We start from the raw sequence: 19,836 nt of genomic DNA on the forward strand, positions 1-19,836 counted from the left end.
CCACGAACGCAAAAGGCTCAGCGGGCGTTGCCGAGGGCAGTGAGTTCCGGGAAGGGCCGGGCGTGGTGATAGGCGCAGACGTCGTCGTCATGCATCATCGTCAGCCGGTCGTTCTCGTAACGCATGGCGATCCGCACATGCTCGGAGCCGCCGAAATCGCGGCCCTTCATCCGCGTCATGACGCAGAAATAGGTGTGGCCGTCCTCCTCGAACGGTCCGGCGAGACCGCTCCCGGCGAAGGTGACCGGCAAAAGCGAGACCGCGCCGAACTCCACCTGCTTCAGGGCGAGTTTCGCGATCCGCGCCTTCAGGGCGGGGGAGGGCTCGTCCCTGGCCAGTACCGGCGAGGGCAAAGCCGCGAGCAGGACGAGGGCGAGGCAATGGGGCCGGACCGGCATGCGATTCTCTCCTGCGGCCGAGAAAGCGCAGTGCGGCGACGGAGAAAACACCTATAGTCGCGGAATGCAGTGGACGGACGACGCCCTGGTGCTGGGCCTGCGCCGGCACGGGGAGAGCGGTGTCATCCTCGAGGCCATGACCGCGGAACACGGCCGCCATCTCGGCCTCGTGCATGGGGGTCGTTCCCGGCGGATGCAGCCGGTGCTCCAGCCGGGCAACCGGGTGCGGCTCACATGGCGCGCGCGGCTCGACGAAGGTCTCGGGTCCTTCGCCGTCGAGCCCCTGGCGTCGGAGGTATCGCGGATGATCGGCTCGGGCCTCGCCCTCTACGGGCTCGGCACGATGGCGGCGCTCCTGCGCCTCCTGCCCGAGCGCGACCCGCACGACGCCCTCTACGAGGCGGCCTGCATCCTCGTGGAGCATCTCGACGATCCGGCGGTGGCCCCGCCCCTGATGGTGCGGTTCGAACTCGCCGTGCTCACCGAACTCGGTTTCGGCCTCGATCTCTCGGCCTGCGCCGCCACGGGCGGCAACGACCGCCTCGCCTACGTCTCCCCCCGCACAGGCCGGGCGGTCAGTGCCGCCGCGGGCGAGCCCTTCCGCGACCGCCTGCTCGCCTTGCCGACCTTCCTCCGGGAGGGCGGTGCGCCGGGACCGGACGGCGTTGCGCAAGGGTTTACCTTGACGGGGTACTTCCTCGACCGGCACGTCTGGGGTCCGCGTGGCCTCACGCCACCGGAGGAACGGGCGCGATTCGTTGCGCTCGGCGTCGCGGCGGGCTAACGTTCGCGATATGTTCTAAGTACGGTTGCAACTGTGTCATGGCGAGCGCAGCGAAGCCATCCAGGGCAGCGGAACGCCTGAGAATGCGGCTCGTCCCTGGATGGCTTCGCTGCGCTCGCCATGACGGAGAGGGCACGGGAAAAGTCGGGGAACCACCATGGGCCAGCCCTTCGAGCCGCCGTCCGGCGACGGCATCGAGAGCGTCGAGCTGAAGTCGGCGCTGGAAGAACGCTACCTCGCCTATGCGCTCTCGACCATCATGCACCGGGCCCTGCCGGACGCCCGGGACGGGCTGAAGCCGGTGCATCGGCGCATCCTCTACGGCATGCGCCTGCTGCGCCTCGATCCGAACACCGCGCACAAGAAGTGCGCGAAGATCGTCGGCGACGTGATGGGTGACTTCCACCCCCACGGCGACCAAGCGATCTACGATGCCCTGGTGCGCCTGAGCCAGGATTTCGCCCAGCGCTACCCGCTGGTCGACGGGCAGGGCAACTTCGGCAACATCGACGGCGACGGCCCCGCCGCCTACCGCTACACCGAGGCCCGCCTCACCGAGGTCGCCCGCCTGCTGCTGGACGGAATCGACGAGGACACGGTCGATTTCCGCCCCTCCTACAACGGCGAGAAGGAGGAGCCGGTGGTGCTGCCGGCGGCCTTCCCGAACCTGCTCGCCAACGGCTCGCAGGGCATCGCGGTCGGCATGGCGACCTCGATCCCGCCCCACAACGCCGCCGAACTCTGCGACGCGGCCCTCTACCTGATCAACCACCCCGAGGCGACCTCCGGGCAGCTCGCCAAGTTCGTGCAGGGACCGGACTTCCCGACCGGGGGCATCCTCGTCGACTCGGCCGAGTCCATCGCCGAGGCGTACCGCACCGGGCGCGGCGGCTTCCGGGTCCGGGCCCGCTGGCACAAGGAGGATCTCGGCCGGGGGACGTGGAACATCATCGTCACCGAGATCCCCTACGGCATCCCCAAGGGGCGGCTGATCGAGAAGATGGCCGAGCTTCTGCAGGAGAAGAAGCTGCCGCTGCTCGCCGACGTGCGGGATGAGTCGGCCGAGGACGTGCGGGTCGTGCTGGAGCCGCGCTCCCGCAGCGTCGATCCGGTGATCCTGATGGAATCCCTGTTCCGCCTCACCGAACTCGAGGCGCGGGTCCCGTTGAACCTGAACGTCCTGGTCGGCGGCCTCGTCCCGAAGGTGATCGGCCTCGTGGAATGCCTGCGGGAGTGGGTGGACCACCGCCGGGTGGTGCTGCAGCGCCGCTCCCGCTACCGCCTCGGCCAGATCGACCGGCGGCTCGAGATCCTCGGCGGGCTGCTGATCGTCTATCTCGACCTCGACGAGGTGATCCGCATCATCCGCGAGGAGGATGAGCCGAAGGCCGCCCTGATGGCGCGGTTCGAGCTCACCGAGGTGCAGGCCAACGCCATCCTCGATACCCGCCTGCGCTCCCTGCGCAAGCTGGAGGAGATGGAGCTCAAGCGCGAGTTCGACGCGCTGACGGCGGAGAAGGCCGAGCTGGACGCCCTGCTCGCCTCCGAGCCGGCGCAGTGGAAATCGATCCAGGCGCAGATCCGGGCGGTGAAGAAGACCTTCGGACCCGAGACCAAGCTCGGCCGCCGCCGGACCACCCTGGAGAACCCGCCCGACACGGCTGGCGTCGACCTGACGGCGGCCCTGGTGGAGCGGGAGCCGATCACCGTGATCGTCTCGGAGAAGGGCTGGATCCGCGCCCTGAAGGGCCACGTGGCCGACCTCTCCGGCGTGGCCTTCAAGGGCGACGACCGGCTGAAGATCGCATTTCCGAGCGAGACCACCCAGAAGATCCTGCTGCTCGTGTCCAACGGCAAGGTCTTCACCCTCGACGCCTCGAAGCTGCCCGGCGGCCGGGGCTTCGGCGACCCGGTGCGGCTGATGGTCGATCTCGACGACGGCACGGAGGTGGTGGCCGCCCTGCCTTACCGGCCGGAGACCAAGGTGCTGCTCGCCGGCTCCGACGGCCGCGGCTTCGTGGCGCCCTCCGACGCCCTGGTCGCCAACACCCGCAAGGGCAAGGGCATCCTCGGCCTCGATGGCGACGCCGTCGCCACGATCCTGGTGCCGGCGGATGGCGACCATGTGGCCGTGATGAACTCCGAGAAACTGCTTCTGATCTTCCCCATCGGAGAGGTGGCGGAGCTGGCCCGGGGCAAGGGCGTGCGGCTCCAGCGCTGCCGCAGCGGAAAGCTGACCCACGCCCACGTCTTCCGGATGGAGGACGGCCTGCCCTGGCAGGACGGCTCGGCCGAAGGACGGCTCGCCAACGCCGCCATCCTGGAGAAATGGGTCGGCCACCGGGCGGAGGTCGGCCTGATGATGGCCAGAAGCTTCCCGAAGTTCGAGCGGTTCGGCCGCTGATGCGCGGCTGGCTGGCCCGCCGTCTCCAGCGGCGGCGCTATCGCAAGATCTGCCGGGAGCGCATCGCCATGCGCATCCCGCAGATCCAGCGGGCTCTCGACGCGGCGGCGCCGGGCTTCGCCCTGATCGTGGGCGATTCCCATGCCGAGTTCCTGTGCGCGCACCCCCTTGGCAGCGGTCCGGTCGTCAATGGCGGGATCGGTGGGATCTCCACCGGGGGCTATGCCGAGCGCCTGTCGGAGCTGAGGTTCCGCCACCGGGCGGGGGTCGCGGTGCTGATCACCGGCAGCAACGACCTCTCTGTGCGCGTCCGCCCGCTCTCGCCGGAGGCGGTGGCGCGGTTCGAGGCGGCGGCGGCGGCACTGATCGGCTGGCTGCGGGCGCATGCGGACCGGGTGGTCGTGCTCGCCCTGCCGCCCATCGAGCCGGTGCCAGGCCAGGAGCGCGAAGCGGCAGCGGTGGGGGATTACTCGACCCGCCTCGAGAGGTTGGCAGGGGAGAACGGCTGCGCCTTCGCCGACCCGTTCGATGCCTTCCGCGATGGGAAGGGCGGCCTCGCCCGACCGGGGGCGCTGAGCGATGGCGTCCACCTCGCCGATTACGCCGCGGCGGCGCAGCGGGTGGCGGCGCTGTTGGGGTGACGCGCTTGTCGCGGTCTCAAATTCCGTTCACCGTCAACCCCGATTTTTCGTGCAACCCGACGTGGATGACGGCGGCCTGAGCCTCCGCTACGCTGCGCCGCAAGCGGCGCTCTCAGCGCGGCATCAGAATGCGGCACGGGAGATGACGGGAATGGGCGCGAGCGCCGATATCGCCGAGGTGAAGCGCGACAAGCCATGGATCATCCGCACCTATGCGGGCCATTCCACGGCCGCGGAATCCAACAAGCTCTACCGGGGCAACCTCGCCAAGGGCCAGACCGGCCTGTCGGTCGCCTTCGATCTGCCGACCCAGACCGGCTACGACCCGGACCATGAGCTCTCCCGCGGGGAGGTCGGCAAGGTCGGCGTCTCGGTGGCTCATCTCGGCGACATGCGGACCCTGTTCCAGGACATCCCGCTGGCGCAGATGAACACCTCCATGACGATCAACGCCACGGCCCCGTGGCTGCTCGCCCTCTACCTCGCGGTGGCCGAGGAGCAGGGCGCGCCGCTCGCCGCGCTCCAGGGCACCACCCAGAACGACATCATCAAGGAATACCTGTCCCGGGGGACCTACGTGTTCCCGCCGGCCCCCTCCCTGCGGCTCACCAAGGACGTGATCCTGTTCACGACCAAGGAGGTGCCGAAGTGGAACCCGATGAACGTCTGCTCCTACCACCTGCAGGAGGCAGGGGCGACGCCGGTCCAGGAGCTCTCCTACGCGCTGGCCATCGCCATCGCCGTCCTCGACACGGTGCGGGACGATCCCGATTTCGACGAGGCGAGCTTCCCGGAGGTGTTCGGGCGCATCTCGTTCTTCGTGAATGCCGGGCTGCGCTTCGTCACCGAGATCTGCAAGATGCGGGCATTCTCGGAACTGTGGGATGAGATCGCCCAGGAGCGCTACGGCATCCACGACCCGAAGAAGCGCATCTTTCGGTATGGCGTGCAGGTCAACTCGCTGGGGCTCACCGAGCAACAGCCCGAAAACAACGTCCACCGCATCCTCATCGAGATGCTGGCTGTCACCCTCTCGAAGCGCGCCCGCGCCCGGGCCGTGCAATTGCCGGCCTGGAACGAGGCGCTCGGCCTGCCCCGCCCCTGGGACCAGCAATGGTCGATGCGGATGCAGCAGATCCTCGCCTTCGAGACCGACTTGCTCGAATACGACGACATCTTCGACGGCAGCCACGTCATCGAGGCCAAGGTCGAGGCGCTGAAGGCCGAGACCCGGGCCGAGCTGGAGCGAATCGGCGGCATCGGCGGCGCCGTGGCGGCAGTGGAGACCGGCGCCCTGAAGCGCGCCCTGGTGGAATCGAACGCAAGGCGCATCTCGGCCATCGAGGCCGGAGACCAGATCGTGGTCGGCGTCAACAAGTACCAGCACGGCGAGCCCTCGCCGCTGACGGCGGGTGAAGGCGCGATCTTCTCCGTCTCCGAGACGGTGGAGATGGAGGCCGCGGGCCGCATCAAGACGTGGCGCGAGACCCGCGACGCGGCGGCGGTGCGGGCGGCGCTCGCCGGCCTGGAGGAGGCGGCGCGCTCGGGCACGAACATCATGCCGGCCTCCATCGCGGCGGCGAAGGCCGGGGTCACGACCGGCGAGTGGGGCTCCTGCCTGCGCGGGGTGTTCGGCGAATACCGGGCGCCCACCGGCGTCACCCGGGAGACCGTGTCGGCGGGGGCGGCAGAGGAGGCGCGCCTGCTGATCGCCGATCTCGGCGAGCGCCTGGGCGAGCAGCCGAAGCTCGTCGTCGGCAAGCCCGGCCTCGACGGCCACTCGAACGGGGCCGAGCAGATCGCGCTGCGCGCCCGGGACGTCGGCTTCGACGTGACCTACGACGGCATCCGCCAGACGCCCTCGGAGATCGTCGCCAAGGCGAAGGAGACCGGCGCCCACGTCGTTGGCCTGTCGATCCTGTCGGGCAGCCACGTTCCCCTGGTGCGGGAGGTGCGCGCCAAGATGCGGGAAGCCGGGCTCGACCATATCCCCGTCGTCGTCGGCGGCATCATCTCGCCGGAGGACGAACTGGTCCTGAAGAACATGGGCGTGCGGGCGGTCTACACCCCGAAGGACTACGCCATCGACCAGATCATGATCGGGCTGGCCAAGGTCATCGAGAAGACCCTGGACGGGAAGGCGCCCCGCCCGCAGGAGGCGCCGGCGCAGGTGTACTAGGAGCCGGCTGCCGCGATCCCATCTCCGACCTCATCCTGAGGTGCCCGCGTGAGCGGGCCTCGAAGGAGGGCTCCAGGGATCGCGGTGCCATCTGGACGTCTCCTTCGGGGCTGCTTCGCGGCACCTCAGGATGAGGTAGTGATCGGGACGCTCCGGGCGAGGCTATGCAGCCGGTTCCCTTCCCCCACCCACCCTGTAATCTCCCCCTCGCGATACCGCCGCGATTCGGGTCGCGGCGGCGGGGGAGGGGCCGATGGCGCGGGGATGGATCCAAGCGGTCGCGGGCGGCCTCGCCGTCCTGCTGATGGCCGCGGCGCCGGTTGCCGCCCAACCGAAGCCCCCGGCGAAGGCCCCCGTGGCCACGCCCGCCGCGGCTCCGGTCCAGAAGACCTTTTCCCGCCTCACCCTCGCGAGCGATGCGGTGCGCCTCGACGCGGCGTTGAAGGCCGAGGCCCCCACGCCTCTGCCGCCCGCCGCCCAATCCCGCCGGAAGGGCGAGGCCCTGCTCCAGGCCGAGAAGCCCGTGGAGGCCCTGCCACCCCTGGCCGCCGCGGTGGCGGCCGACCCCGCCGACCCGGCCAACTGGCGCGCCTATGCCCGCGCGGCGCAGTCGGCGGCAGGGGAGACCGAGGAGAACGATGACCAGGGCCGGGCGCGGCTTCGGGGCCGGGCTCAGGCGGCGGCCTACCGGGCCTATGAGCGGGCCCGCACGGCACCGGAGGCCGCGGAGGCCCTGGCGCTTCTGGGTGAGGTCGCAGCAGCCCAGGAGGAGTGGCGCCCGGCTCTGGACGCCTACGCGGCGAGCCTCGCCCTGAACGACGACGCCCCCGTGCGCGAGACCTACGAAGCCCTGCGCGCCGAGCACGGCTTCCGCATCCTCACCTACACCGTGGATTCGGATGCGGCAGCCCCGCGCCTGTGCTTCACCTTCTCCGAGGTCGTGGCACCGAAAGCCGATTTCACGCCCTTCGTCGCGGTCACCGGCAGCGCGTCGGCGGCGGTGACGGGGGAAGGCTCGCAGGTCTGCGTAGACGGGCTGAAGCACGGCAGCCGCTACGCGGTCGTCCTGCGCCCCGGCCTGCCTTCGTCGGTGGGCGAGACCCTGCCCAAGGCCGCGGATTACGAGATCTACGTCCGCGACCGCGCCCCCCAGGCGCGCTTCACCGGCCGGAACTACGTCCTGCCCCGCACCGGTCAGGCGGGCCTCCCCATCGTCTCGGTCAACGCGCCGAAGCTCGATCTGGAGGTGCTGCGCATCGGCGACCGCGGGCTGTTGCCGACACTCCGCTCGGAGGATTTCCTCGGCCAGCTCAGCGGCGCCACGGCGAAGGCCATCGCCGCGCAGAAGGGTGTCCGGGTCTGGAAGGGCAGTCTCGACACGGCCAAGGCCGAGATCAACCAGGAGAGCGTGACCGCCTTCCCGGTCCTCCGGGCCGTGGGCAAGCTGGAGCCGGGCGTCTACGTGATGGTCGCCCGGCCCTCCGGGACGGCCCCGGCCGACGAGGATGGGGGCTACGAGCAACAGGCGACGCAATGGTTCGTCGTCTCGGACCTCGGCCTCACCGCGACCAAGGGCCGGGACGGTGTCCACGTGGTGCTGCGCTCCCTCGGGACCGCTCAACCCATGGAGGGCGCCGAGATCCGCCTCGTCGCCCGGGACAACGAGGTGCTCGCCACCCGCCGGACCGACGCCGAGGGCCACGCCGCCTTCGAGGGCGGCCTCGGCCGCGGCGAGGGCGGCGGCGCACCGAGCCTCGTCGTGGCGCAGAGCGGGGACGATTACGGCTTCCTCGACCTCGATCAGGGCGCCTTCGACCTGACCGACCGGGGGGTGAAGGGCCGCCCCGAAGGTGGCGGGCTCGACGCCTACCTGTTCACCGAGCGGGGGGTCTACCGATCGGGCGAGACGGTGCAGATCGCCGCCCTCCTGCGGAACGCCAGGGGGGATGCCGTCGCCGACCTGCCCCTGACCCTGGTGGTGAAGCGTCCGGACGGGGTCGAGTACCGGCGGGCCTCGGTGCCCGACCAGGGTTTCGGCGGACGGGCCTATGCGCTGCCCCTCCTGTCGGGGACCATGCACGGAACGTGGCGGATCACGGCCTATACGGACCCCAAGGCGCCCCCGTTGGGCGAGGCGAGCTTCCTGGTGGAGGATTACGTCCCCGAACGGCTCGACGTGACCCTCACCCCCGCCGCGGCCAGCCTGAAGCGGGGCGAGCCGGCTGGGGTGAAGATCGCCGCACGCTACCTTTATGGGGCACCGGGGGCGGGGCTCGGCGTCTCGGGCAGCGTCACCGTCCAGGCCGCTTCGGGCAACGGGATCCCGGGCCTCGACGGGTTCACGGTGGGCCTCGACGACGAGGCGGTGGAGGCGACCACGCGGGACCTCTCCGCCCTCGCCGTCACCGATGCACAGGGGATGGCGAGCGTCTCCGTGCCGGTGCCGGACGTCACCGCGCCGCGGCCCCTGGAAGCGAAGGTCACCCTCGCGGTGGGCGAGCCCGGGGGACGGGCCCTGTCGCGCAGCCTCACACTCCCGATCCTGCCGGCCGGGCCGGTCCTGGCGGTCCGGAAGACGTTCGCCGACCTCAAGGAGGGCGACCTCGCCGGATTCGACGTGGTGCTGGCCACCCCCGACGGGCGCCGCCTGACCCGATCCGGCGTGACCTGGACCCTGTCCAGGGTCGAGCGGACTTACCAATGGTACCGGGCCGACGGACGCTGGTCCTTTGAGGCGGGTAAGACCACGAAGCGCGTCGCCAGCGGAAGCGTCGACCTCGCCGCCGGGGCACCCGGCCGCATCCAGGCGCCCGTCGGACTCGGCGCCTACCGGCTGGACGTCTCCGCGCCGGGCCTGCCCCAAGCCGCGGCGAGCCTCGGCTTCGACGTCGGCTGGGCCGGATCCGAGACCGCCCAGGCTCCCGACCTCCTCGACCTCACCCTCGACAAGGCCGCCTACGAGGCCGGCGAGACGATCCACGCCCGGCTCGGCCCGAAATTCGCCGGTCAGGCGAGCGTCATGGTGGTGAGCGACAGGGTCCACGAGATCCGCGAGGTGAGCGTCGCCGCGGGGGGCACCACCGTCAGCCTGCCGGTGGAGGCGGATTGGGGGGCGGGGGCCTACCTCGTCGCCACCGCCTACCGCCCCCTCGATCAGGCGGCGCGGCGCCAGCCCGGCCGGGCGCTCGGCCTCGCATGGTTCTCGGTGGACCGGGACCGGCGCGCCCTGGCGGTCTCCGTCGCGGCGCCCGGGAAGGCGCGGCCCCGCCAGGACCTCACCCTCCCCGTGACCGTCGCGGGGCTCGCTCCGGGCGAGGAGGCGCGGGTCACGGTGGCCCTGGTCGATGTGGGCATCCTCAACCTCACCCGCTATGCCGCCCCCGACCCGACCCGCTACTTCCTCGGCCAGCGGGCGCTGGGCACCGAGTTCCGCGATGTCTACGGCTACCTGATCGACGGGATGCAGGGCAGCGCCGGGGCCATCCGCTCCGGCGGCGATGCGGGTGGCGCGGAGTTCGCGGATGCGCCGCCGACCGAGGCGCCCCTGGCCCTGTTCTCCGGCGTGGTGAAGGTCGGGCCGGACGGCAAAGCCAGCGTGACCTTTCCCCTGCCGGCCTTCAACGGGACCGGGAGGGTCATGGTCACTGCCTGGAGCGGGACCCGGGTCGGGCAGGCTCAGGCGGACGTGACCATCCGCGACCCCGTCGTGGTGAGCGCGACCCTGCCCCGCTTCCTCGATATCGGCGACCGGTCGCGCCTGTTCGTCGCCCTCGACAACGTCGAGGGGCCGGCGGGGACCTACACCGCCGAGATCGTCCCCACCGGGCCGGTGCGGGCCGAGGGGCAAGGGCAGGTGCAAGGGCAGGCTCAAGGACGAGAGCAGGCGCTTCGCAGCACTCTGCGTCTCGAGGCCGGCGGCAAGGCGAGCCTCACGGTACCCCTGACCGCGACCGCGCCGGGCACGGGGCGGATCGACATCGCGCTGTCGGGGCCGGGCCTTGCAAGCCCCCTGTCCCAGAGCCTCAGCCTCGGCGTCGCCCCAGGCACGGGGGCGCTGCTGCGGCGGCAGGTGCGCAGCCTCGCCCCCGGGGAGAGCCTTACCCTCGCGGCGGACCTGCTGGCCGACGTGATCCCCGGCACCGGCCGGGTCTCGCTGTCCGCCTCGGCCCTTCCGGGGGTGGACGTGGCCGCCCTGCTCCAGGCCCTGGACCGCTATCCCTACGGCTGCTCCGAGCAGGTGGTGAGCCGGGCGATGCCGCTGCTCTCGGTGGACCGGCTGGCGGGGCGCGACCGGTTGGCCCTCGAACCGGATGCGGACGGGCGGGTGCGCGAGGCCATCGAGCGGGTGCTCTCCCGCCAGGATTCGAGCGGCGATTTCGGTCTGTGGTCGGCGGAGGGATCGAACGACCTCTGGCTCGACGCCTACGTCACCGATTTCCTCACCCGCGCCAGGGAGCGGCACTTCGCCGTGCCGCAGGGGCCCTTCGCCCTCGCCCTCGACCGCCTGCGCAACGCCGTCGCCAACGCGAGCGAGGTGCGGGACGGCGGGGCCGACATCGCCTATGCCGCCTATGTCCTCGCCCGCAACGGCAGGCCGGTGATGGGCGATCTGCGCTACCTCGCCGATTCCAAGCTGTCCGAGATCAAGACGTCCCTCGGCCGGGCACAGATCGCCGCCGCCCTCGCGCTCCTCGGTGACCGGGGGAGGGCGGGCAAGGCGATGGAGTCCGCCCTCTCCCTCCTCACCTCCGAGCGGGACAAGGGCAGCTACCGGGCCGATTACGGCTCCCGCCTCCGGGACGGGGCGGGGCTGATCGCCCTCGCCGCGGAGATGGGGCTGTCCGCCGCGGCCCTCGCGCCCGCCGCCACGATCGTCGGCCAGGAGCGGGCGGACAATCGCCCGACCAGCACCCAGGAGAATGCCTGGATGGTGATGGCCGCCGAGGGCCTCGCCGAGCGGGGGAAGGGCCTGTCCTTCACCCTCGACGGGGCGGCGCTCCCGGGGCCGCTCGCCCGCACCTACGGGGAGGCCGATCTGGCGGCCGGGGACAAGGTGCTCGTCAATACCGGCGGCGCGCCGGTTCAGGTGGCCATTGGCGTCTCCGGCAACCCGGTGACGCCGGAGCCGGCGGAGTCCCGCGGCTACACCGTGGAGCGCAGCCTTCACCGCCTCGACGGCAGTGTCATCGACCCCGCCGCCATCCGTCAGAACGACCGTCTGGTGGTGGTGCTGAAGGTCACGGAGGCCAAGGCCGAATCCGCCCGCCTTCTCCTCGTCGACCGCTTGCCCGCGGGGCTGGAGATCGACAACCCGAAGCTCCTCGACGCCGACGCGCTCCAGGGGCTCGCCTTCGCCAAGTCCGACGTGCAGCCGGTCCATACGGAGTTCCGGGACGACCGCTTCGTGGCAGCCTATACCCGGGACCCGAGCCAGCCGGCCTTCTTCACCGTGGCCTATGCCGTGCGCGCGGTGTCACCGGGGACTTACGTCCATCCCGGCGCCACCGTCGAGGACATGTACCGCCCCGCCCGTTACGGGCGGACGGCCACCGGCTCCCTGACGGTGGGGGAGGGGCGGTAGGAGCTTCACGCGGGGGGACGGTTCCCCTTCCACGGGCGGGGATCACCGCGCCGGTGCTCCCACCCTTTCCCCTCTCCTGAGTTGCCCGCGCAAGCAGGCCTCGGAGGCCTCATCCTGAGGTGCATGCGTCAGCAGGCCTCGAAGGCCTCATCCTGAGGTGCCTGCGTCAGCAGGCCTCGAAGGACGGCTCCAGGGATCGCGGAGCCTTCTGGACCCCTCCTTCGAGGCGGCTCACGCCGCACCTCAGGATGAGGGGGCAGGGTGGGACCGACCTTCGTCGGGCGCGATCGTCCCGCGAGGCGGCGGAGGTGGACGGCCCCGCCGGGTCACTCCACCACGATTGGGTAGCAGCGCGCGCCCACGGCACCCGCCAGCGCCTGGACCGCGCCGACCGTGGCGATGTCGCCGGCCACATGGATGACGTCGCTCGCCCGCAATTGCGGGAGGTGCGCCCCGACCGGGCCGGGGCGGACATCCGGCGGACGCTGGCGCCCCCGTTCGGCGCAGAGCACGATCCGGCCGACGCCCGTTCCGCGCAGCCACTCGACGCTTTCGCGCATGTAGAGATCCAGGGCATCCCGGGCGCCGATGGCGAGCGCCATGTCACGCTCGGGCTCAATGTAGCGGGCGGCCCGGGCGATGGCCCAGATCGGCCCGAACCCCGCGCCCGTGGCGGCGAGGACGAGGCGTCCGCCGCCGGGGCGGTAATGCCCGCGGCCGAAGGGACCCTTCAGCCTGACATCCTGGCCGACGACGAAGGCAGCTGCCCCATCCTCGTCCGGATCCCTCGGCAGGTGGAACACCGCCTCGTTGATCTCCGCCGACCCGTCGGTCCGCAGGGTCGGGCTCAGGGTCATGGCGGGCAGGCCCGGGAGGCTCACGGTGTATTGCTCGCCCGGCTCGTGGAGCGGTCGGCGGGTGAGGGTGGCGACGAGTTCGAGGATGCCGGGGCCGAGCCGGCGCACCTCCGTCAGCGTTCCCTTCAGGTTCTGGCGGGCGCGCTCCTGCGGCGCAGCCCGCGCCGCCGGCCCCGCCTCGCGGCCTTCGGGCACATCGGACAGGGTGGCGGGTGCGTCGCGGCCCCGGCGGCCCTGGGACCGGCGGGCGGCGGGGGCACCGCCCTGGCCGAGCATGTTGACGCCGTGCATCCCAGGAACGGGCGCGATCATCCCCTCGGCGACGGCCGCCTCCAGGGGCGTGTCTCCGGGGGAGCAGCGGACGGCACGGCCGTTGACGACGAGCGAGCAGCGCGCGCGCATGGCGGGACCCTCGCCCCTTCTCAGGCCACGGTGAAGAAAGGTGAGATCCGGATTCCCGCGGACATCGTGCGACACTGGCTCATCCTGGACGGGAGGCGGGATCCGGCTCGCCGGGAACGTCAGCGGGCGCGGACGAGCAGGGAATCGACCAGGGCGGCCCAACGCTCGCGGGTCGCCCGCACATCGTCGTCGGGGGCGGATTCGGTGAGCAGCCGGCGCTGGGCCCGGAGGGATTCGATCTCCTGCCGCTGCACCCGTGCCACCGCCTTCATCACGCTCAGCTCGGCTTCGAGCCGGCCGATGGCGGCCTCGGCCCGGCCAACAGCTGATCCGGATGTGGTCTCGTGCTCCGGGAGACGGGTGCGGGCCCGATGGGCCAGCTGCACGGGCCGGGCGATCATGCGACGCACGAGATCGGGGCTGTCCGCCGGTTGGAAACGCCTCGCCGCCTCGGCCATCCGCTGATCTCCCCACACGCGACCTGTGGATGACCTTGGGCGAACGTGGTTAAGGGGGGCTTAATCCGAGGCCTCGAATGCCCCGCAACCGGGGCGCGGCCCACCCGCCGGGCGCCCCTCCGTCATCGCGTTCGCGATGCGGGGGGAGGGGAGCGCCCTAAGCCGCTTCCGGCGCCGCGCCGACGATCTGCCTTGCCTGGAGCATGGTCATCGGCTCGCCGAAGGCGGGGCCCAGGGCATATTCGCAGCCGAGTTCGGCCAATGCCACGGCATCCGCCTCCGACTCGCAGCCCTCGGCGACGATGGCGAGGTTCAGTTCGCTCGCCATCTTGACGATCGAGCGCAGGATCCCGGTCTGGCCCGAGGCGATCTGCCGGACAAAGGCCCGATCGACCTTGATCGTGTCGAAGGGGAAGCGCTGCAGGTACGACAGGGCCGAGTAGCCGGTGCCGAAATCCGACAGGCACAGGCCCGCGCCCAGATCGTGGATCCGCGACAGCATCTGCGCCGCGTATTCTGGGTTCTCCATCACGAGGCTTTCACTGAATTCGAGCTTCAGGGAGCCGGGGAGGGCGCCGGACCGGGCGAGCACGGTCTTCACATCGTGCAGGAGGTCGTGGCGCAGGAGCTGGCGGGAGGACAGGTTGCAGGCCGCGAAGATCGGCGGCTCCACTTCCAGGGAGCGCTGCCACGCCGCGAGTTCGAGGGCGGTGCGCTCGAGGGCGAAAATGCCGAGGTTGACGATGAGCCCGCATTCCTCGGCGAGCGGCATGAAGGTGGCCGCGGGAATGCGCCCGAGCTTCGGATGATCCCACCGGAGCACCGTCTCGAACCCGGCCACCGTCCGGTCGTCGAGGCGGACCACGGGGTTGAAAAGCACCCGCAGCTCGTTGCGTTCGATGGCCTTGCGCAGGTCCCCTTCGAGCATGAGGCGGTCGGAGCGTTCGGCCCGCATGTGGGCGCGGAACACCTCGATCCGGTCGCCGCCCTGGCGCTTGGCCTGGATCATCGCGACCTCGGCGTTCTTCAGCACCTCTTCGCGCTTCTGGCCGCCCTCATAGAGGGCGAGGCCGATGGACACCGTGAGGAAGATCTCCCGGTCGGCATAGGTGATCGGCGTGGCGATGGCCCGCTGGATCATGCTCGCGAAGGCGAGGATCCGGTCCGGGTCCCGCTCCGAGAGCAGGATCACCGCGAACTCGTCGCCGGAGAGGCGGGCCAGGGTGTCCTGCGGACGCAGCAGCCGGCCGAGGCGGCGGGAGAGGGTCAGAAGGATCGAGTCGCCCGCCGAGAGGCCGATGGCGTCGTTGATGCCGGTGAACCGGTCGATGTCGAGGACGAGGACCGTGGGCTTCAGCCGGGCATCCTGGCTGGCGAAGGCGAGGGCGGCGTCGAGCCGGTCGCCGAACAGCTCCCGGTTCGGCAGCCCGGTGAGGCTGTCGTGCACGGCATCGTGCAGCAGGCGCTCCTCGGCGGTCTTGACCTCGGTCACGTCGGCGATGGTGCCGACCACCCGGATCACCTCACCGTCGGCGCCGATCACCGGACGGGCCTTCAGCCTGTACCAGAAGTAGCTGCCCGCCGCGGAGCGCAGGCGGAAATCGTGGACGATGCGGCCCCGGCGCTCCTCGATCACCGTATCGAGGGCCGCCGAGTAGCGCTCCACGTCGAACGGGTGCAGGGCACCCAGCCAGTTCGAGGCCGGGCCTTCGAGCGCCCCCCGCGACAGGCCGAGCTGCGCCTCGATCTCCGGGCCGACGAAGATCCTGTCGGCGGGGACGTCCCAGTCGAACACCACGTCGCCGGCTCCCGTGAGGGCGAGCGCCCGACGCTCCGTGTCGGAGACGAGGGCGTGGGACAGGCCGCTGCCCGCAAAAGCATGCTGGAGCACCGTGAAGCCGATGAGCATCACGATCAGCACGAGGCCGCCGATCAGGGCCGGCTGGACGAGGTCGCTGCCGATCTGCCCCGTCACGGCGAAGCCCGCCGCCGTCACCCAGATCACCAACAGGAGCCACGTCGGCACCAGCAGGATCGCCCGGTCGTAGCCGTTATGGACCGAGAGGTAGAGGATCAGCAGGAGGCCGATGCCGGCCACCGCCGCGATGGAGATCCGCGCCACACCGGCCGCGACGGGCGGGTCGAACACCGCGAGCCCGACGAGGCCCGCGAGGAAGGCGAGCCAGAAGAACGCGACGTGGCTGTAGCGCACGTGCCAGCGGGCGAGGTTCAGGTAGGCGAACAGGAAGACCAGCAGCGTTGCCCCGAGCACCGCTTCGGCGGAGGCCCGGTAGACCCGCTCGGCCAGTTCCGTCACCGGGAAGACCCGTTGCAGGAAGCCGAAATCGATGCAGGCATAGGCGAGGACGGACCACGCGAGCGCCGCGGCGGCGGGGAAGATGATCGCGCCCTTCACCACGAAGACGATGGTGAGGAACAGGGCGAGCAGCCCGCTGATCCCAATGATGATGCCCTTGTACAGGGTCAGGCCGGAGGTCTTCCGGCGGTAGGCGTCCTGATCCCAAAGGTGGAGCTGCGGCACGTTGGGCGTGCGCAGTTCGGCGACGTAGGTGACCGTCGTGCCGGGATCGAGGGTGATGGTGAACTGGTCCGCATCGGGGTTCTCGTCGCGCTCCGGGCGGATGCCCTGGCTCGCGGTGATAGCGGCGATGCGCGAACCGCCGAGGTCGGGCCAGATCACGCCCGAGCCGACGAGGCGGAAATGCGGGGCGACGAGGATGCGGTCGATCTGCTCGTCGGTGTCGTTGGTGAGGGCGAAGGCGATCCAGTCGGGCCGGGCGCCGGCGTCACGGGCCTTCACCACGATGCGGCGCTTGATGCCGTCCTTGCCGGCGGCGGTGGAAATCTGCACGAGGTCGCCGTCCGACCGGTAGCGCTCGATGGCGCCGGTCAGGTCGATCACGGGCTGGTCGAGGCCGACGCGGACAGCCTCGACGGCACGGGCGGGTCCGCCGGTGACGAGGCCGCCGACCAGGATCAGGAGGAGGGCGAGGATGCGCAAAGGGCTGACGTGTCCGGCCGGGGGTGTTGGCTTGGGCCGCCCTGGCGGCCTCGATTGGTAAAGGCGACGCTAAGGCCCGGCAAGGCCGAGGCCGTGCCGGTCCACCGCCCGCGGATCGCGCCCTTTTGCGGCCAAATCAAGTTGAGGGGGGATTCGGACGCTCGCGTCGGCCAAGGTTGGTCCACCCGAACGAGGAAGCATCCCCTCTCCCCGCCCTGCGGAGAGAGGGGAAACCGCGCCCAAATCGGACCGGTCAGCCCGCCTGCAGGCCCTTCGCGATGCGGTCGAGGCTCGGCAGGCCGGCGATGGGGCCGATGGCGGCAAGCGTCGGAGCCCCCGACAGCATCCGCGCCGCCACTGCGCGGACGTCATCCACCGTTACCGCATCGACCTTGGCGATCACCTCCGCGGCCGGGATCACCCGGCCCCAGGCGAGGATCTGGCGGGCGTTGCGCTCGATCCGGCCGCCGGGGGTCTCCAGGGCCGAGAGGAGGGAGACCTTCAATTGCGCCTTGGCGCGGGCGACCTCGATCCCGTCGAGATCCTTCGCCGCGCGGGCGGTGGCGTCGAGGGTCACGTCCACGAGTTCGGCCACGTCCGAGCCCGCCGTGCCCGCGCCAATGCCGAACAGGCCGCAATCGGAGAAGGGCCAGTGGAAGGCCTGGATCTCGTAAGCGAGGCCGCGGGTCTCCCGCACCTCGTGCCAGAGGCGAGAGGTCAGGCCGCCGCCGAGCACCTGCGCGAACATATGCAGGGCGTAGTAGCCCTCGTCCCGGAAGGACAGGCCGGGCAGGCCGATGACGAGGTTGGCCTGTTCGAGCTTGCGCTTCATCCGCCGCTCGCCGCCGCCGCCGTAGCGGCCAGGCTCCATCGGCGGCGCCTCGTGCGCCGGCAGGGTGCCGAAATGCTGCTCTGCCGCCGCGACGATCGCCTCGTGCTCGACGCTGCCGGCGCCCGCCACCACGAGCCGGTCGGCGGTATATTCCCGGGCGAGGTAGGCGCGGATCGCCGCCCCGTCGAAGCTCCGGATCGTCTCCGGCCGACCGATGATCGGCCGCCCCACCGGCTGGCTGGGGAAGGCGACCTCGGTGAAGGCGTCGTAGACGACGTCGTCCGGTGTATCCTCGATGGCCGCGTATTCCTGCAGGATCACGCCCTTCTCCCGGGCGAGTTCGCCCTCGTCGAAGGTGGCGCTTGTCAGGATGTCGCCGATCACGTCGAGGGCGAGGCCCGCATCCTCGCCGAGCACCCGGGCGGTGTAGCTCGTGGTCTCGGTGGAGGTGGCGGCGTTGATGTCGCCGCCGACGTTCTCGATCTCCTCTGCGATGTCCCGGGCCGTGCGGCGGCCCGTGCCCTTGAACGCCATGTGCTCGATGAGGTGGGATAGACCGCTCTCATCCGCCCGCTCGTGGCGGGAGCCGGCGCCCACCCAGACGCCCAAGCTCGCCGTCGCCACCCCCGGCATCGGCTCGGTGACGATCGTGACGCCGTTGGGAAGCCGCGTGACCCGGAGGGTCGGGGAGGCGGCATGGGTCGAGAAATGCTGGTTCATGCGCGGATCAGGCCGCCTTCGTGATGCGGGCGCGTTCGCGGATCAAACGCTCCACCGCCGCCTGGTCGTTGGCGACGCGGGTGAGACGCTCGGGCCGGTCCATCAGGTCCGCGAGGTGTGGCGGCAGGATGGGGCGCCGGCCCCCCGTCGCCTTGGAGACCGCGTCGGGGAACTTGGCGGGATGGGCGGTGGCGAGCGCCACGACCGGCGTCGCCGGATCCCTGGCCAGCAGGTGGCGGCCGGCGTTGACGCCGATGGCGCTGTGGGGATCGAGGGTCACGCCGGTCGCAGCGTGGGTGAGGGCGATCTCCTCCATCACGGCGTTCTCCGGCACCGCGTGGGCGTCGAACTCCCCCCGGACCCGGGCCAGCACTCCTTCGTCGAGGTGGAATCCGCCGGACTGCTTCAACCCCGCCATGAGCCGCGACAGGCCGGAGGCGTCCCGGTCGAGGGCCTCGAACAGCAGGCGCTCGAAATTCGAGGAGATCTGGATATCCATGGAGGGCGAGGTGGTGGGCTCGACGCCCCGCAGCTCGTAGGCCCCATGCTCGAGGGTGCGGACGAGGATGTCGTTGGCGTTGGTGCCGATCATCAGGCGCTTGATCGGCAGACCCATCTTCTTGGCGACCCAGCCGGCGAGGATGTCGCCGAAATTGCCCGTGGGCACCGCGAAGGAGACCTCCCGGTGGGGGGCGCCGAGCGCCACGGCGCTGGTGAAGTAGTAGACCACCTGCGCGGCGACGCGGGCCCAGTTGATGGAGTTCACGCCGGACAGGCGCACCGCGTCCGCGAATTCCCCATGCTGGAACAACGCTTTGACGATGTTCTGGCAATCGTCGAACGTCCCGTCCAAGGCGAGCGCGTGGACGTTGGGGGCGTCGACGGAGGTCATCTGCCGCCGCTGCACCTCAGAGACCCGCCCGTGCGGGTAGAGGATGAACACGTCGACCTGATCGAGCCCGCGGAACGCCTCGACGGCGGCCGAGCCGGTATCGCCCGAGGTCGCGCCCACGATGGTCGCCCGGCTGCCCCGCTGGCGCAGGACATGGTCCATCATCCGCCCGAGGAGCTGCATCGCCACGTCCTTGAAGGCGAGCGTCGGGCCGTGGAAGAGTTCCAGCAGGAACAGGTTGTCGTCGAGCTGGGTGATCGGGCAGATCGCCGGATGCCGGAAGGTCGCGTAGGCGCCGTCGATCATCCGGTCGAGGTCGGCATCGGCGATCTCGCCGTCCACCAGGGGACGCAGCACGCGCTTGGCGGCCTCGGCATAGGGCTTGCCGGCCAGAGCGGCGATCTCGTCGCGGCCGATTCGCGGCCAGGTCTGGGGCACGTAGAGCCCCCCGTCGCGGGCGAGACCCGCCAGGAGCGCATCCGAGAACGAGAGCGGCGCGGCCTCGCCGCGGGTCGAGACGTGGAGCACAGGGGCCTCCGTGGGAAGGCCGCCCGTCTACACGATGCGGGCGCCCGTGTCGAAAGCGGATCCCGCATCCGACGCTGAACCGGGGCTTAACCGGCCGGTTCAGGGCCGGTTGCCGGGCTGCGCCTAATCGAACGCCGG

Annotated in this window: 11 protein-coding genes; 5 read left to right on the plus strand and 6 right to left on the minus strand. The window is 71.0% G+C overall.

What is annotated here, in order from left to right; all coding sequences use genetic code 11:
• Positions 1 to 17 precede the first annotated feature (17 nt).
• Positions 18 to 398 carry a hypothetical protein gene (locus tag MFF22_RS13760; protein ID WP_238249538.1) on the minus strand — a complete coding sequence of 127 codons (381 nt, stop codon included), beginning with the start codon at positions 396 to 398 and terminating at the stop codon, positions 18 to 20.
• Positions 399 to 462: 64 nt separating this feature from the next.
• Between MFF22_RS13760 and recO the strand changes: the two genes are divergently transcribed.
• The 5 genes from recO (at position 463) to MFF22_RS13785 (ending at position 11,987) form a co-directional block, all read left to right on the plus strand.
• A complete protein-coding gene (gene recO / locus MFF22_RS13765; protein ID WP_238249565.1) occupies positions 463 to 1,182 on the plus strand; it encodes a DNA repair protein RecO in 720 nt (239 codons plus the stop codon).
• Between the two features lie 157 nt (positions 1,183 to 1,339).
• The gene (gene parC / locus MFF22_RS13770; protein WP_238249539.1) at positions 1,340 to 3,586 is read left to right on the plus strand and encodes a DNA topoisomerase IV subunit A; all 2,247 of its coding nucleotides are present in this window, start codon (positions 1,340 to 1,342) and stop codon (positions 3,584 to 3,586) included.
• Complete coding sequence (locus tag MFF22_RS13775; protein WP_238249540.1) at positions 3,586 to 4,227, plus strand: SGNH/GDSL hydrolase family protein; 642 nt, start codon at positions 3,586 to 3,588, stop codon at positions 4,225 to 4,227. Before parC ends, MFF22_RS13775 begins: the two co-directional genes overlap by 1 nt.
• Before the next feature lie 151 nt (positions 4,228 to 4,378).
• A complete protein-coding gene (locus MFF22_RS13780) occupies positions 4,379 to 6,406 on the plus strand; it encodes an ethylmalonyl-CoA mutase (protein WP_238249566.1) in 2,028 nt (675 codons plus the stop codon).
• A 253-nt stretch (positions 6,407 to 6,659) separates the two neighbouring features.
• Entirely contained in the window at positions 6,660 to 11,987 is a 5,328-nt protein-coding gene (locus tag MFF22_RS13785; RefSeq protein ID WP_370877622.1) for an alpha-2-macroglobulin family protein, read from the plus strand.
• A gap of 326 nt (positions 11,988 to 12,313) precedes the next feature.
• Here MFF22_RS13785 and MFF22_RS13790 read toward each other — a convergent pair whose 3' ends face one another.
• From MFF22_RS13790 to thrC, 5 genes are all read right to left on the minus strand, one after another.
• Positions 12,314 to 13,246: a ferredoxin reductase domain-containing protein gene (locus MFF22_RS13790; RefSeq protein WP_238249541.1), complete on the minus strand. Its 933-nt coding sequence runs from the start codon at positions 13,244 to 13,246 to the stop codon at positions 12,314 to 12,316.
• 119 nt (positions 13,247 to 13,365) lie between these two features.
• Positions 13,366 to 13,704, minus strand: a complete 339-nt coding sequence (locus tag MFF22_RS13795) for a hypothetical protein (RefSeq protein WP_238249542.1) — start codon at positions 13,702 to 13,704, stop codon at positions 13,366 to 13,368.
• Between the two features lie 157 nt (positions 13,705 to 13,861).
• Complete coding sequence (locus MFF22_RS13800) at positions 13,862 to 16,726, minus strand: EAL domain-containing protein (RefSeq protein WP_238249543.1); 2,865 nt, start codon at positions 16,724 to 16,726, stop codon at positions 13,862 to 13,864.
• A 253-nt stretch (positions 16,727 to 16,979) separates the two neighbouring features.
• Positions 16,980 to 18,278: a M16 family metallopeptidase gene (locus MFF22_RS13805; RefSeq protein WP_238249544.1), complete on the minus strand. Its 1,299-nt coding sequence runs from the start codon at positions 18,276 to 18,278 to the stop codon at positions 16,980 to 16,982.
• Between the two features lie 7 nt (positions 18,279 to 18,285).
• Positions 18,286 to 19,698: a threonine synthase gene (gene thrC, locus MFF22_RS13810; protein WP_238249545.1), complete on the minus strand. Its 1,413-nt coding sequence runs from the start codon at positions 19,696 to 19,698 to the stop codon at positions 18,286 to 18,288.
• Positions 19,699 to 19,836 lie beyond the last annotated feature (138 nt).

This window comes from Methylobacterium persicinum (assembly GCF_022179525.1).
In the GTDB taxonomy this organism is placed as follows: domain Bacteria; phylum Pseudomonadota; class Alphaproteobacteria; order Rhizobiales; family Beijerinckiaceae; genus Methylobacterium; species Methylobacterium persicinum.